We start from the raw sequence: 13,786 nt of genomic DNA, 5'->3' as shown, positions 1-13,786 counted from the left end.
TCAGCCAAGTTGGCATCCATCTGCGATGTCGGCGTTGACGCGGTTTAACGATTTAATTTTTAAACATTTTAAACCGCGCCAGCTCCGACGATCATGGAGGCTTCCGGGGTCGATTCAATCCATAAAACATCGCCTACCGCGCCGGGCGCGGTTTAGACGTGGTTCAAGTCTAACAGCATGATAGCTTAGCGGGTGGACTGGATTGTACCAGCCAGGAACCCAGGCTTCCGCAAGGCAAGGCGCATTTCCTGCTTGTCGATTGTCAAACACATCACGCAGGATACTCGCCATGTCTCACGCCCGACCGCATCGGATCGATCACGCCTTGCGCCGACTGCTTTCCTTGACCGTCATTCTATTGGCGACGCTGAACGCCGGCACCATCCGCGCGGCAGACAAACCGAGCGAACCGCTGGAGCGTATCCTGGAGACGGCGCGTGCGTTTCTGACCGATTCGCTAAATACGGATGCCAGCGTCGAGACGCGCATCGAGATCGGTCAGTTGGATAGCCGGCTCCGCTTGGCGCGCTGCGCTCGCGCGCCAAGCTCCGAGCTTGCGCCGGGCGCCCGCACGGGAGGAAACGGCACGGTCAATGTCCGCTGCAGCGAACCTGTCGCCTGGTCCATCTTTGTACCGTTTCGCGTGGAGCGCTATACGGAGGTTGTGACCGTCGCGCGGCCGCTCTCTCGCCAACAGGTCATTCAACCCGCCGACGTGCGGCTGAAGCGCATGGAGACATCGCAACTCGCGAGAGGGTATTTCCAGGAACTGGCCCCAATCATTGGCCTGGAGGCGCGACGAACGCTGGTTCCGGAGCAGGTGTTGATTGACGCCCATGTGACCCAGCGGACCTTGGTCGAGCGTGGTCAACAAGTCACCCTGTTCTCGGCCAGACCCGGACTGACGGTCAGGATGAAAGGCGAGGCGCTGGAAGCCGGGACGGTCGGACAGCGCATTCGGGTGCGCAACAAATCCTCTAAGCGCATCGTGGAAGGCTATGTGGAACCTTCGGGAGCGATCCGAACCGCTTTTTAGGCAATTTCCGGAAAAGACTGTACCGATTTCCCGTTCGTCCTGAGTCCATCAATTTGGTATAAACTTCTTCAGAAATCGCCTTAAACTCTGTCAGACGCGGCACAGGCCATTTCGGTATCGCATCAGCCCACGCAAACCGACGAACGTCGTCGCAAACGTGGCTGAAGCGGGATATTTAATCCGCCGTGGGAATGCCTCTACAGTTCTCTTTCATCCGGCCGTTAAACAAGGCAAGCCCGAACCGACCTGGATTAAGCCCATGGACATTAAAAACCTGACTGGCGGCAACCTCCGCACCGAAGGCTCTCCCTCGGGGGTCAAGCCGCGCGTGACGTCAACCGCCGACAGGCCGTCCACCCCGAATACGCCCGGCGCGATCGGCGAGCCCGTGACACTCACGCAAACCGCCCGGATTATGAGTGCCGCGCGCGATCAAGCGAACAATGTTCCTATCAACGAAGCAAAGGTCGCGGAACTCACGGTCGCCATTGCCGAAGGCCGCTATTCCATCGACAATCAGCGGCTGGCGGATCGGATGCTCGCATTCGAGCGCCTGCTGGCCTGACTTCGATGCGCCGGGCGTTTCCGGTCGACCGTCGCCATTCTGAGAGATTGAATGAAATGGATCGTGCAAACCCCAACCTGGCGCTCCCCAATACCGCGGCCCAGTTTGCCCAATCGCTGAAGCTGTCGATTCAACTGATGGGTGACCTGGAAGCAGCGATGCTGGAGGAAACCCGCGCCATCGAGACACGGGAAAGCGATTCGCTGCTACGGGTTCTCGCCAGCAAAAGGGACTTGGTCGCGCGACTCGAAGAAGAAACGCTCCTTCAAAAGCAATGGGTTGCACTCGCTCATCACCCCTTCACGCCGGTCGGCATGACGAAGTTCTTCGCCGGAGTGGGCGACGACGGCCAGCTTCTCGGTCTGTGGTCGATTCTGCGCGAATCCAGTACCCGCTGCGATGGCATGAATCGCTCCAATGCACGCTTGATCGAGCGCGGCCGCAAACGCGTCGCCACGTCGCTACGCATCCTAATTGGTGACGATGGCACCTCGGCGACCTATAATCCACGTGGACGCACCGAATCGACAACTCCACGCAGCCGCACCTTCAGCCAAGCCTAATGCAGACAACGCAGGATTCGGAATCTTGAGTCAGGCACTCTCAGGCCAGCAAATCGGGGTTGACCGAGCACACCTGGCCCACGGTGAATTGGTGACGACACCCAACCGCATTTCAGCAATTCTCGACGATATCCATCGTCACCTGGTACTGATCGGGGTACGGATGGATCCCGACGGCCCTCTGTACGAATCGGTGTTGATTCGACTCGATACGGCCCGCACAAGACTCTCTCTAGATCTCTCCGGTCCAGTCGAGGACCACGCTCGGCTCGGCCCAGGTCAGCGTATCCATCTTCATGTCAGTCTACGCGGCATCGCGATTCGCTTCTCGATAACCATCGACGAGGTTCCGATCGAAGATGGGCGGCCTTTGTATGTCGGACAATATCCAACTGAAATCAGCTTTCTGCAGAGACGCGGCATTTTTCGGGTGCATCTCCCGCTTCATGATCGACGCCGTGTCAGACTCCAGCACAAGGAATCGGAGAACGCGTTCAGCGCCCAGATCATCGACCTCTCGGTCAAAGGATTTTGCGTGGAATTAAACGAAACCGATATTGATCGAACGCAACTCGGATCACGATTCGAGTACATCGGAATGAAGTTACCGGATCTGAGAAGCACGCTGTCCGGCGAAGCGGTGTTGGTCAACCTGCGACCATCTCCAAGGCCCGGCGCCCTCTCCGCTGGCTTTGTCATCGCCAATCTCGATCCTCAGGTCGAAAGATCTCTGATGCGCGCAGCGCTTTACTATCAGCGCGAGGCGAGAAGGGCGGGGATTTAGCGGCATCCCTCTCCAGGTCTCGCGCGCGCACCGCAGAGCCGAGTCATGCGTCCATGAGCGAGTTTATCCCATCGGTCTTGCCCGGACGAAACAGCGCACTCAATCCGTCCGCTAGAGCGGACGTTTCCGAGACGGGGAATTCCGGCCCCCCACTCTCCCTCAAGGTTGGAATGTCGTTGGAAATCCAATTGGCGCAAAGGCTTTCCTCGACGCTCATCGAGGCCCGCCTGCGCCCCCTGGAAGGCAACGCGCCCTGGTCGGCGACCACGCGCGTCCAGTTGACCGCGCCCTTGCCAGAACCGCCAGCGCGCCAAGCGGACACGATGACCGAGACGCGCTCGACGTCCGTCGATGCCTTACGCACGAAGGCGGAGGTTGTCTCCGTCAGCCCAACGCTGATCCTGCGCATCGGAACGCGGACCGAACCGGCCCCGGCTCCGAAGGTTGCATCCCCGGCCGCTGGATCGCGCGAATGGCTGGATGTTCAACTCCGCCAAAACCTTCCTCAATCCCGGCCGCTCACGACCACGCTTCAGGGTTGGGTCGCTCGACTGAAGAGTCCCGATGGATGCCCCGCCCGGCCGCCGGCAGAGACGTCTCCAAGGACTGACGCAATCCAGCGAACGATCGAGCCATCCACCACGATTGTCGCAACCCAACGCATGATCGAAACCCTCGTTGGAGGCTTGACCACGACGAAGGATCTGGTCGACCCGAAGCGTCTGTCCTCCGCCATCGCGCAATCCGGCATCTGGCTTGAGGCGCTGGTGGCGCAGACGACCGCGCACCCCGCAGACTCTAATAATCGCTCGCTCGATCTCAAGGCGCAATTGCTGCGCCTCGCCGAACAGATCCGCCTCGCCGATCGGTCGACTCTTCCAGTGGCGCGTCCGGCACCACTTCAGTCACTCGCTTCGGAGAGTGCCCCACCGACCGCCCTGCCCCCAAAACCGGCCGAGCCTGTCGGCAATCCGGCGCGGCCGCCCATCTCCCCTAACCTTCCATCCAGCCCTGCCACGCCACAGGAACGGATCGCCCCAGAGCGCCCGCTCACGCCATCCGCGCGCTCGCTTGATCTCTTCGTGGCGCGGGAGGCATCGAACCCCGCACGCGTCGGTGATCGCTCGCTCGATCTCCAGGCACAGTTGCCACGCCTCGCAGATCGGTCGACTCTTCCAGCGGCGCGTCCGGCACAATCCCAAGTACGCGCGCCGGGGACCGCCCCGCCCCCCTCTCCTAACCTTCCATCCCGCTCCACCACGCCACAGGAACGGATCGCTCCGAAGCGCCGGTACACCGCGATGACGCAATCCGGCATCTGGCTTGAGGCGCTGATGGCGCAAACGAACGCGCACCCCGCGTGCGCCCGCGATCGCTCGCTCGATCTCAAGGCGCAATTGCAGCGTCTCGCCGAGCAGCTCCGCACCGTCGATCAGTCGCCGTCGCCATCGTCCTCGGGACCGATGCCGCAGACGCGGACCGTCGTCGTGCCAGCGGAAACCTCGCCGAACGCCTTACCCCCGGTACCGACGAAGCCAAACAGCGCGGACCATTCGGAGCGGCCCCCAGACCCCGCCTCTCCTAAAGCCCGATCAGTCGCGCCGGAGCCGCCTCCAGCCTCGCCTCGCCTTCACGACGAAACGCCTCACTCGCGAACGACCGCGCCAGAGATCTTGGCCAAGGAAGTCGACGCCATGATTAAACACGTGGTGACTCAACAGTTGCGAAGCCTGGAAGCGGGAACCGATCAGCCGCAATGGATCCTGGAATTACCCTTCAAGACACCGTCGGGTTTAACGGCGCTGGAAGCCGATATTCGACGGGAGAACCGCGGCGATCAATCCGAGGACGACGTTTGGAGCATGCGGATCAGGCTGAATTTACCCCGCCTGGGTCCTTTGTCGATCAATCTGAGTCTTCGCTCGGATCGGCTGAATGCGGGTCTTCAGGCAGAGAACGCGACCGGCGCCGACATCCTGCGAGAACATCTGGAGACCTTGCGTCAACAGTTGCTGGACCGAAAGATCGAGGTCGTCAGCCTGCACGCAAGCCATCGGCCCGGCGGCGGCACGCAACCCGCCCGGCGCCCGCCCATGGTGAGCGAGCGGGCATGACGAAAAACCAGCGTCAAGACGCCGTCCCACAGGCCGTTGCGCTGCAATGGGATCGCCTGAACGCACCTCGCATCACCGCTGCGGGCAAGGGACTCACCGCCGAGGAAATTCTGCGCATCGCCGGGGAACAGGGGATTCCTTTGCAATCCGATCCGATTCTGGTCGAAGCGCTGGCGCAAATTCCGATCGGCGACGAGATCCCCAGGAACCTCTACATCGCGGTTGCCGAAGTCCTCGCCTTTATTTTCATGCTAGAAGGGATTGACCCGCGCAAACCGACACTTCTCGATCGAGAATCGGCGCAACAGGAATAAGGCACAGCTCAACGTCGCGTTGAAGCTGTCGAGTTCGCTCCGACACCGAGCCCCTGGCCATGCAGACTGAACAGCAGACCGACCTCGGAGTCTGTCAAGCCACAGAGTTTACGGACCTCTTCGCGGCCGCGTCCCTCCTGGATCAGTTGGATGGCCTGGGGATAGAGTCCATCGTCGACATCGCGCAGACGCATCTCGTTCTGCTGATCGGCCAGATGTTCGAGGGTTCGCCTGACCGAGGACTGCGCCTGACCATGGCTGATCACATCCTCGGAGATCATCTTCATAGCCCCATGCAATGCCAGAAGCGACGTATTTTGACGTTGATGATCCTGTCGGATCTCCCGAATCTGGCGCCGCAGAGTCGAGATGGACTTCAGGGCAACGCCAGCCATCAGCATGGCGAGGAGGATCAGGACAAAAAGCGCCAGGACCGCACCAAACAGCAGATTTTCGTTCATTCAACACGCGTTCGTTCAGGCATAGTCATCGATCAATCCTCGGCGTCTTTCGGTCGACGACGATGGCGGCCCAGATTCCCGCTTTCCATTGCTGCGACCCAATCGACCCTTGAACGAACGCCGCTCCGTCGAACGCCGCTCCCCGGCCCGCCGTTCGTCCGAGCGCCGCTCTTCCAGACGCCGCTCTTCCGAGAGACGCGAGTCCAGACGGCGTTCGTCCGCGCGACGCTCGACCGAGCGACGCTCGAATTGACGGCGTTCACCCGAGCGACGCTGCCGATCACGCAGATCGCCACGATTCTTTCGCGGGCGAGCCGCGGTAACCTGACGCGCCAAGCTCCGATCCTGCTCGTCGCCCGATGGCCGCGAGGAGGTTTGCGGCTGGACTGGCCGGAGCGGCCCGATCAAGTCGCGCATGGAAATCTCCTGGGCGTTCCGCATCGCCGGGGCTGACGACACGATGACGCCGGTGCAACTGCCGCGGAGGAACGGCTAACGTTCGCGAATCGCCGCCCACTCATCGTCGGACAACAATTTATTGAGATCGATCAGGATCGTCAGTCCCTCCTCGGTACTGCTGACGCCCAGGATAAAGCGGCTCGTCTGATCGTTACCGACCGCGGGCGCGGGATCGACCGCATCCGGCGGTATCCGCACGACCTCGGCAACCGAATCGACCAGGATGCCGACATTCTGATTATCGACATCGATGATGACGATCCGGGAGGCATCGTCGGGCGCGCGCTCGGGGAGCAGCATGCGCCGGCGGGCATCGATAACGGTGACCACGTCGCCACGCAGATTGATGATGCCGAGAATGTAATCGGGCACACCGGGAACCGGTGCGATTTCGGTGAGCTTCAGGACTTCCTGTACCTGTAATACATCGATGGCGTAGGTCTCGTCCTCCAGACTGAACGTCACATACGACGAAGAAGTTCCCTTGCCATTCACGTTCGTGTCTTCTGCGGTCATTACATCCTCGCGCGGTTCATTGCGAAACCCATCATTATTGAATTCGTCCGATCCCGGCTTCGTAGTCGCTTCGTAGCCGCTCGGGTTCGATGGCCTTGCCCGCGCGTGGAGGCGGGCCAGGCAGCACGATCACCGCGACACGACGATTCCGCGCCCGCCCTGGTTCCGCCGCATTGCTGGCCAGTGGCTGAAATTCGGCGTATCCGATCGCGACCATCCGCTCCGGATCGACCCCATTCTGGGCGAAGAGGTTCACCACCGTCGCGGCGCGACCAGACGACAGCTCCCAATTGGACGGATAGGTCGAATTGCTGATCGGTAAATTATCGGTGTGGCCCTCGACATGGATCCGCGCGTCCCGCTTGGCCAGGATCGCGGCCACGTTCTTGAGCACGGGACGCGCTACCGCTTCCAGCGTCGCGGATCCACTCGAAAACAGGAGATTGGAGTTGATCGCGATCTCAAGCCAGTAGGGTTTGCGCGTCACCTGAATGTCGTCATCCTGGATCAGCGATCCCAGCGACGACTCGATCTCCTCGGACATCTCCCCGATTTCGTTGAGAATGCGCGCGCGTTCCTCGCCTTCAAGCAAATCGAGTACATTCTCGATGGCGACATCGGTCGGCGACAACAGATTTTGGATGGCGATTTCGCTTTGTCGGGATGCGGCGCCGCTCTCGATTTCGATCGGTACGAGCGAACGATGCACGTCGTCGTTCATCAGATTGAGCGCAAAACTCGGTTCCCCGATCTGGATGGGATCCACCGGCACCTGCGAGCCGAAGGCCTCGACCAGCGAGTTGGATAAGACGCGGTATTTGCCGGCGTCGACCACGGACACGGCATACAGCACGACAAAAAAGGCCATCAGGAGGGTCACCAGATCGCCATAAGGGATCGCCCATGCCTCATGGTTCCCATGTTCCTCGCGCGTTTTTCGCCTCGCCATGACCGGTTGTCAGCCCTGGATAAAGCCGTTCAGCTTGTTTTCGATATGGCGCGGATTCTCACCCTCGGCAATCGCAATCAACCCTTCGAGCAGCATCGTCTGATAATTTGTCCGTGCCTGAACGATTCCCTTGAGTTTGTTGGACATGGGTAGAAAAAGCAAATTGGCCAGTCCAACGCCGTAGATGGTCGCGACGAAGGCCGCCGCGATGCCATGCCCAAGCTTACTGGGATCGGCCAGATTCTGCATGACCGCCATCAATCCCATGACGGCGCCAATGATCCCGAGCGTCGGCGAATAGATTCCCATGCTCTCGAACACCTTGGCGCCCTGCAGATCGAAGGATTCGCGGTTGTCCAGATCCGCTTCCAGGATTTGCCGCAACGCCAGCGGCTCGGTTCCGTCGACCAGCAGTTGGAGTCCCTTGCGGACAAAGGGATCGGCCTCGACTTCCGATTGATCTTCCAGTCCCAGCAGACCCTCCTTGCGCGACAGATGGGACCATTCGACAAGGCGTGCGATCATGGATCGCGGATTGAGGCTCGGCGGCATGAACACCCAGGGCACGATCCTGAAGGCGTGCAAAAAGATCGGGGCGCGCGTCTGCACCAGCGTGGCCCCCAGGGTTCCGACGATCACAATGACAAAGGCGGCCAGATTCCAGAGTGCCCCCAAACTGCTGCCCTTCGCGACCGCGCCACCCAGGATGGCGACGAGACCCAGGAGGATCCCGGCCACGCTTAGGATATCCATTCAGCAGAAACCCTTTACCAGTGCCGGCCCCACATCCTTCAGCGCCAGGACATGATCCGCAAGACCCGCATCGATCACCGCCGCCGGCATGCCGAACACGACCGAACTGGCCGCATCCTGTGCCCAGACATGGGCGCCCTGCCCTTGCAATGCCCGTGTCCCTTCGCGGCCATCGGCCCCCATGCCGGTCAACACCACGGCGAGCACCTGGGATTTCAACGCAGTGACCGCCGATTGAAAGGTGATATCGACGCTCGGCTTGTAAATGGTTCCCGGCGGATTTTCCTGGATCCTGACACGGGTCTGCGCCCCCCCTTCCAGCACCAGTTGCTGACCGCCTGGCGCAAGGAGCGCGCAGCCGGGTTTCAGCACATCACCCGAAACCGCCTCGCGGACCTCGATCTGGCAGAGATTGTTCAGACGCTCCGCAAATGCCGGGGTGAAGCTCGCGGGCATGTGCTGGACCAGGATAATCGGCAAGGGAAAACTTTTCGGCAGTACCTTCAGCACTTCCTGAAGGGCGACCGGACCACCGGTCGAGGTACCGATAAGCACAGCGCGCAATGAATGCAGCGGAGTGGCGCTGACCGGCGCCCGCCGCGCGGAGGGTGCCGTCAGTTCGGGCTCATGCGTCGACGGCCGCTCCCGGGCCGCGGGACGGCTGAGCGCCTGATGCCGGGTGCGGGCCAATGCACGAACACGACGGCGCAGCATCACCTTGGCGGCATCCTCGTCCTTGGCGATTTCACTGAAGCGTTTGGGGAGAAAATCCATCGCACCCGCATCCAGCGCATCCAGGGTCGCCCTGGCGCCCTCGGTCGTCAGCGTCGAGAACATCAGGACCGGCCTTGGGGATTCCGCCATGATACGACGAACCGCGGTAATCCCATCCATCACGGGCATCTCGATATCCATGGTCACTACGTCCGGGTTCAGACGCTTGACGACCTCGATCCCCTCCAGACCGTTGGCGGCGGTTCCGACCACTTCGATCCCGATGTCGGCGTTGAGAATTTCGACGATCCGTCTCCGAAAAAATCCGGAATCATCGACCACGACGACTCGAAGCGCCATCGCTCAGGCTCCCGCTTGCGCCAACTGACGGACGGCTCGCGAACCGCGTCCTCCATACCCTGGACGGCCCATGAGCCGCAAGAGCTCGGGGACATCGATAATCAAGGCAATTCCGCCGTCGCCCGTGATGGTCGCGCCCGCCAACCCAGGGACGCCCTGCAAGCCGCGGCCCAGCGGTTTGATCACGACCTCTTCCTGACCGACCAGTCCGTCCACGACCAGCCCGACCTTGCGCTGCGCGACATGCACCACGACGACATGCGCCTCGGTCTTGGGTTCGATGAGTCGGTTTGGATGCAGCCAGCGCCCGATGTAATAGAGCGGCAGGGCATGGCTGCGCACCATGATGGCTTCCTGATCGTCGACAAAGTGACTGCGGGTCAGATCGAGATCGAGAATCTCCGAGACCGACGCCAGCGGAATCGCGAACCGACGTCCATCCAGAATCACCATCAGCGCGGGCAGGATGGCCAGGGTCAAGGGCAATTTGACTGTCAGTTTGGTGCCGCGTCCGATCTCCGAGTCGATTTCGACCGTACCGTTGAGCTGGGCGATGCGCGTCTTGACGACATCCATGCCGACCCCGCGCCCGGAGACGTCGGATATCTCGTCCTTGGTCGAAAGACCGGCCAGAAAGATCAGATTGAACGAATCCCGATCACTCATGCGCTCGGCCATCGTGGGTTCCAGCAACCCTTTCTCGACGGCCTTGCGGCGCAACACCACCGGATCCATGCCACGTCCGTCATCCTGGATAATCAGTGAAATATGATCGCCTTCCTGCGCGGCACCCAGCACGATGGTTCCCTTGCGCGGCTTGCCATGCGCCTCGCGCGCACCGGGCAACTCGACCCCGTGATCGACGGCGTTGCGGATCAAATGGACCAGCGGATCGGCCAAAGCCTCGACAAGATTTTTGTCGAGGTCGGTCTCTTCGCCGAAGATCTCCAGATCGATTTCCTTCCCCAGACTGCGCGCCAGATCGCGCACGACGCGCGGGAAGCGGCTGAAGACCTTCTTGATCGGCTGCATCCGGGTCTTCATCACCGCCGTTTGCAGGTCGGCGGTCACCAGCGCCAGGGCGCCGATCGCCTTGCCCAACTCCTCGTCCATGGTGCGGGTGCGCAGCATGCTCATGCGGTTGCGCACCAGCACCAGTTCGCCGACCAGGTTCATGATCTCGTCCAGTCGCTGAGTATCGACCCGTACCGAGGTTTCGGCGCCGGCTCCGGCCGCAGTCCCTCGCGCGTTCTTCGCTAAAGACGAAACCGCGGCATCCTCTTTCTCGCCGAACGCGGCGGCGGCATCGACGGAGTTCACCGACCGATCCCCAACGGTCGGGGAGCGGGGCGGACTCGGCGCCAGAACCTCTGGCGCGGATGGCTGGGAAGCGGCTGGAGCCGCCCGGGATTCCACCGCTCTCTGCCCGTGCAACTGATCGAGCAGCGCGTCGAACTCATCGGCTGTGATCAGATCGCTGGATGAGGATTCGGGCGTGGGCGCTGACGCAGCGGGCGCGTCGGGCGCGTCGGGCGCGTCGGGCGTGTCGGGCGCGTCGGGCGCGTCGGCGACGACTTTGTCTGTTCCAGAAATAATGTCGAGCAGTGCCTCGAACTCGGCTTCCGTGATGTCGTCCGAAACATTCGAATCCGCGCGTTCGGCACCGCCTTTGGCTGGATCGGGTTCAGGGGCCGACCTCGGCGCGCCAGGCGTCGGAATGGCTTCGCGCACGGTCGCCTCTGGCCGTATGACCGGGGACACGGGCGCCGTTTCCGCCGGCGCGGGCGAGGGGGCACCGGGAACCGCCAGTTTCGCCAGGGCCTCGATCAACTGATCGGGCGCGGGTTCCGGTTCGTTGCCTAACTTCAGATCGCCGAACATGACATTGAGCACATCGAGAACACGCAGAACGGTGTCCATCAGGAAGGGCTCGATCTTGCGCTGATTGTTCCGCAGAAGATTGAAGACGTCCTCGGCATGGTGGCAGATGACCACCATCGAGTTGAGGTTCAGAAACCCCGCGCCACCCTTGATCGTATGGAAGCTGCGAAAGACCGCATTCAGAAGATCTCGATCTTCGGGGTTTTGCTCCAGATCGATCAGTTGCTCATTCAGCGCTTCGAGCAGTTCTCCCGCCTCGACCAGGAAATCCTGAAGAATCTCGTCTTGCGGATCGATTGCCATGCAAAATCACCTGATGTCAGCGGGCTAGAAGCCCAGGCTGGAAAGCAAATCATCCACGTCGTCCTGCCCACTGACGACATCCGAAGCCGTATCCTGAGTATTGGGCACGATGGGACCGTGACTCTGCGGACCGGCATGTTCCGCGTCCTTCGCCAGCGCCGCCTGCTTCGCCGCCTTGCCAGGCTCCATGCGAGCGCTGGACAAGCGAATCAGTCCGACGAGATTTTCCTCGACCTCGTGCACCAGGCGGATGACGCGGCGGATGATTTGCCCGGTAAGAGGGTGTAGACAAAATCAAACCGTTGTGGTCAACCGCCGCAGCAGGATGCGCGCCTCCGCCAGCCAAACCCAGGTTTCGGAGACCGCTGGCAGACGGTCATGATGCATGATCAATCGACGGGCACGCTCATTCCACGCATGGGTGCGCTCGACAACCCAGCGCTTCGGCAGCGGAACGAAGCCGTCGGCGTTGGCGATCACCACTCGGTCAGGCGCCCCGTCCACGTGCCAGGAGCCAACGCTTTTGTTGGCTGGATGGCGCACGACTTCCACGCGGATCGCGTGGGTCTGCTCGGTGGTTTGGGCAAATTGACCGGCGTAGGCGCTATCGACAAACAGCGTGTTGATCTGGGGGTACTTGGCGGCCGCGTCAGCGACGGCGCCCGAGGCGGCATCGCGGTCCTGAAGATTGGCCGCGACCACGCTCACCGCCAACACGAACCCCAAGGTATCGACCACCAGGCTGCGCTTGCGCCCCTTGACCTGCTTGCCCGCATCAAAGCCGCTCGGTCCACCCTGCGGCGAGCCGCGGGTCGATTGCGCATCCAGCACCGCCGCCGTCGGCGCGATCTCACGCCCCTCGCGTTCGCGCCATTGCCCCCGCAGTCGATCATGCATCTGCTCAAACTTCCCAGCCGCACTCCAACGGCGAAACGTCTTGTAGACATTCTGCCAAGGCGCGAAATCGTGCGGCAGCATCCGCCACGCGCACCCCGTGCGCACCACGTAGCAACACGCCTCCAGGATGCTCCGGCGCGACACGCGGGGCGGTTGACCCCGCCCGCCCGGCATCTCAAAGAGAGCGGCGACCAAGTCCCACTCCGCATCGGTCAGACAACTTGGGTAGCTTTGGTCGGGGTCGTGGCGACGATGCGCATCCGTATACCCATACCGACGCGGCGTTGCGCGCGCTTGCGCCTCGAGACCACTCTCGCCCCGGAGGCGCGTGACGCCCGCCTCCCGCAAGGACTTGCGAATCGTTGCTTCATGAGCCTCGATTCCCGTCCGTGCCGCGAGTTCCCGGGCAATCTCTGACAGCGTGGAGGTCGGGCGATCCGTGACAATTTGACGCAATACCGCTTGCTCCGCCTCGTGAATCTTGGGGGGACGACCAGCTTTCGACATCAGCGCACACCAGCTCAGTTGTAGACTGGTATACAAATAGCAGCTCAATTATTTTTGTCTACACCCTCTAAGATCCTGAAAATCCTGAGCCATCATGACTTCGGACATCAACGACCGCAAACGCTCGGTCTCTTCGCCGCTCGCGGCGAAAAAGACATCCAGGGCGCGGGCAAATTCGCGGAATTCATCGACCGACAACTCGCGCTGGCGAAACCGGTTCCAGGTGTCCGTGAGTTCCAGCAGGCGGGCATGGAGAGATTCCGCGATCGGCATCCCCTCGTCGAGCGCGTTGAGCGTCCGGTGAGTCGCCTGCTCCGTCATGGTGACGACATAATCGAGGCGTTCCTTCGCATCCGGAATCTCGTCGCGCGTGAGTTCCACCAGCCGGGAATCGCCACGAAAACTGTTCAGCGCCTCGTGCAAATCGCGTGTCAGCTTGCCGAGTTCCTCGAAGAGTTCTCGTTCGTAGGGAATCCTCAACTGGCGGACCACCTCGGCGGCCCGATCTCCATGGCCCGCTTCCAGATGCTCGACCAATTGCCTCGCCAGGCTCAGTTCGAATGCCTTGCTTTCTTCGTCATTGTCCATCGATGATTCCTTGCCGGACATC

The 13,786-nt window shown here is 61.4% G+C and carries 15 protein-coding genes and 2 pseudogenes; 6 read left to right on the top strand and 11 right to left on the bottom strand.

Features of this window, described 5'->3' with window-relative positions:
* Positions 1-289 precede the first annotated feature (289 nt).
* From flgA to THIVI_RS01885, 4 genes are all read left to right on the top strand, one after another.
* Entirely contained in the window at positions 290-1,036 is a 747-nt protein-coding gene (flgA, locus tag THIVI_RS01900; protein WP_014776963.1) for a flagellar basal body P-ring formation chaperone FlgA, read from the top strand.
* Between the two features lie 157 nt (positions 1,037-1,193).
* Entirely contained in the window at positions 1,194-1,601 is a 408-nt protein-coding gene (gene flgM / locus THIVI_RS01895) for a flagellar biosynthesis anti-sigma factor FlgM (RefSeq protein WP_157174339.1), read from the top strand.
* 5 nt (positions 1,602-1,606) lie between these two features.
* Entirely contained in the window at positions 1,607-2,164 is a 558-nt protein-coding gene (locus THIVI_RS01890) for a flagella synthesis protein FlgN (RefSeq protein WP_083845669.1), read from the top strand.
* Between the two features lie 25 nt (positions 2,165-2,189).
* A complete protein-coding gene (locus THIVI_RS01885; protein ID WP_014776960.1) occupies positions 2,190-2,948 on the top strand; it encodes a flagellar brake protein in 759 nt (252 codons plus the stop codon).
* 43 nt (positions 2,949-2,991) lie between these two features.
* Here the strand turns inward: THIVI_RS01885 and THIVI_RS24385 are convergent, their stop codons facing one another.
* Positions 2,992-3,357, bottom strand: coding sequence for a hypothetical protein (locus tag THIVI_RS24385; RefSeq protein WP_041446773.1), 366 nt, complete (start codon positions 3,355-3,357; stop codon positions 2,992-2,994).
* A gap of 253 nt (positions 3,358-3,610) precedes the next feature.
* On the opposite strand from THIVI_RS24385, the gene fliK reads away from it, so the two are divergent.
* Both fliK and THIVI_RS01870 read left to right on the top strand, forming a co-directional pair.
* Positions 3,611-5,062 carry a flagellar hook-length control protein FliK gene (fliK, locus tag THIVI_RS01875; protein WP_041446772.1) on the top strand — a complete coding sequence of 484 codons (1,452 nt, stop codon included), beginning with the start codon at positions 3,611-3,613 and terminating at the stop codon, positions 5,060-5,062.
* Positions 5,059-5,376 (top strand): EscU/YscU/HrcU family type III secretion system export apparatus switch protein, encoded by a 318-nt coding sequence (locus THIVI_RS01870; RefSeq protein ID WP_014776958.1) that lies wholly within the window; start codon positions 5,059-5,061, stop codon positions 5,374-5,376. The genes fliK and THIVI_RS01870 overlap by 4 nt, the downstream gene beginning before the upstream one ends.
* Positions 5,377-5,384: 8 nt before the next feature.
* Here THIVI_RS01870 and THIVI_RS01865 read toward each other — a convergent pair whose 3' ends face one another.
* The 10 genes and pseudogenes from THIVI_RS01865 to THIVI_RS01820 all read right to left on the bottom strand — a co-directional run.
* Positions 5,385-5,837, bottom strand: a complete 453-nt coding sequence (locus THIVI_RS01865) for a DUF2802 domain-containing protein (protein ID WP_014776957.1) — start codon at positions 5,835-5,837, stop codon at positions 5,385-5,387.
* Between the two features lie 15 nt (positions 5,838-5,852).
* Positions 5,853-6,254 carry a hypothetical protein gene (locus THIVI_RS01860; protein WP_157174337.1) on the bottom strand — a complete coding sequence of 134 codons (402 nt, stop codon included), beginning with the start codon at positions 6,252-6,254 and terminating at the stop codon, positions 5,853-5,855.
* 75 nt (positions 6,255-6,329) lie between these two features.
* Positions 6,330-6,812 carry a chemotaxis protein CheW gene (locus THIVI_RS01855; RefSeq protein WP_014776956.1) on the bottom strand — a complete coding sequence of 161 codons (483 nt, stop codon included), beginning with the start codon at positions 6,810-6,812 and terminating at the stop codon, positions 6,330-6,332.
* Positions 6,813-6,846: 34 nt separating this feature from the next.
* Complete coding sequence (gene motD / locus THIVI_RS01850) at positions 6,847-7,761, bottom strand: flagellar motor protein MotD (protein ID WP_014776955.1); 915 nt, start codon at positions 7,759-7,761, stop codon at positions 6,847-6,849.
* A 9-nt stretch (positions 7,762-7,770) separates the two neighbouring features.
* Positions 7,771-8,514 (bottom strand): flagellar motor protein, encoded by a 744-nt coding sequence (locus THIVI_RS01845; RefSeq protein ID WP_014776954.1) that lies wholly within the window; start codon positions 8,512-8,514, stop codon positions 7,771-7,773.
* Positions 8,515-9,588, bottom strand: a complete 1,074-nt coding sequence (locus tag THIVI_RS01840; protein WP_014776953.1) for a protein-glutamate methylesterase/protein-glutamine glutaminase — start codon at positions 9,586-9,588, stop codon at positions 8,515-8,517.
* Positions 9,589-9,591: 3 nt separating this feature from the next.
* Complete coding sequence (locus tag THIVI_RS01835; RefSeq protein WP_014776952.1) at positions 9,592-11,772, bottom strand: chemotaxis protein CheA; 2,181 nt, start codon at positions 11,770-11,772, stop codon at positions 9,592-9,594.
* A gap of 24 nt (positions 11,773-11,796) precedes the next feature.
* A pseudogene (locus THIVI_RS01830) lies at positions 11,797-12,051 on the bottom strand (protein phosphatase CheZ); the annotation flags it as partial.
* A 15-nt stretch (positions 12,052-12,066) separates the two neighbouring features.
* Positions 12,067-13,176 carry an IS5 family transposase gene (locus tag THIVI_RS01825; RefSeq protein WP_041447215.1) on the bottom strand — a complete coding sequence of 370 codons (1,110 nt, stop codon included), beginning with the start codon at positions 13,174-13,176 and terminating at the stop codon, positions 12,067-12,069.
* A 63-nt stretch (positions 13,177-13,239) separates the two neighbouring features.
* Positions 13,240-13,764: pseudogene (locus THIVI_RS01820) on the bottom strand (protein phosphatase CheZ); the annotation flags it as partial.
* Positions 13,765-13,786: the final 22 nt, after the last annotated feature.

Source organism: Thiocystis violascens DSM 198, assembly GCF_000227745.2.
Lineage (GTDB): Bacteria > Pseudomonadota > Gammaproteobacteria > Chromatiales > Chromatiaceae > Chromatium > Chromatium violascens.
This window is presented reverse-complemented; position numbering and strand designations above follow the sequence as displayed.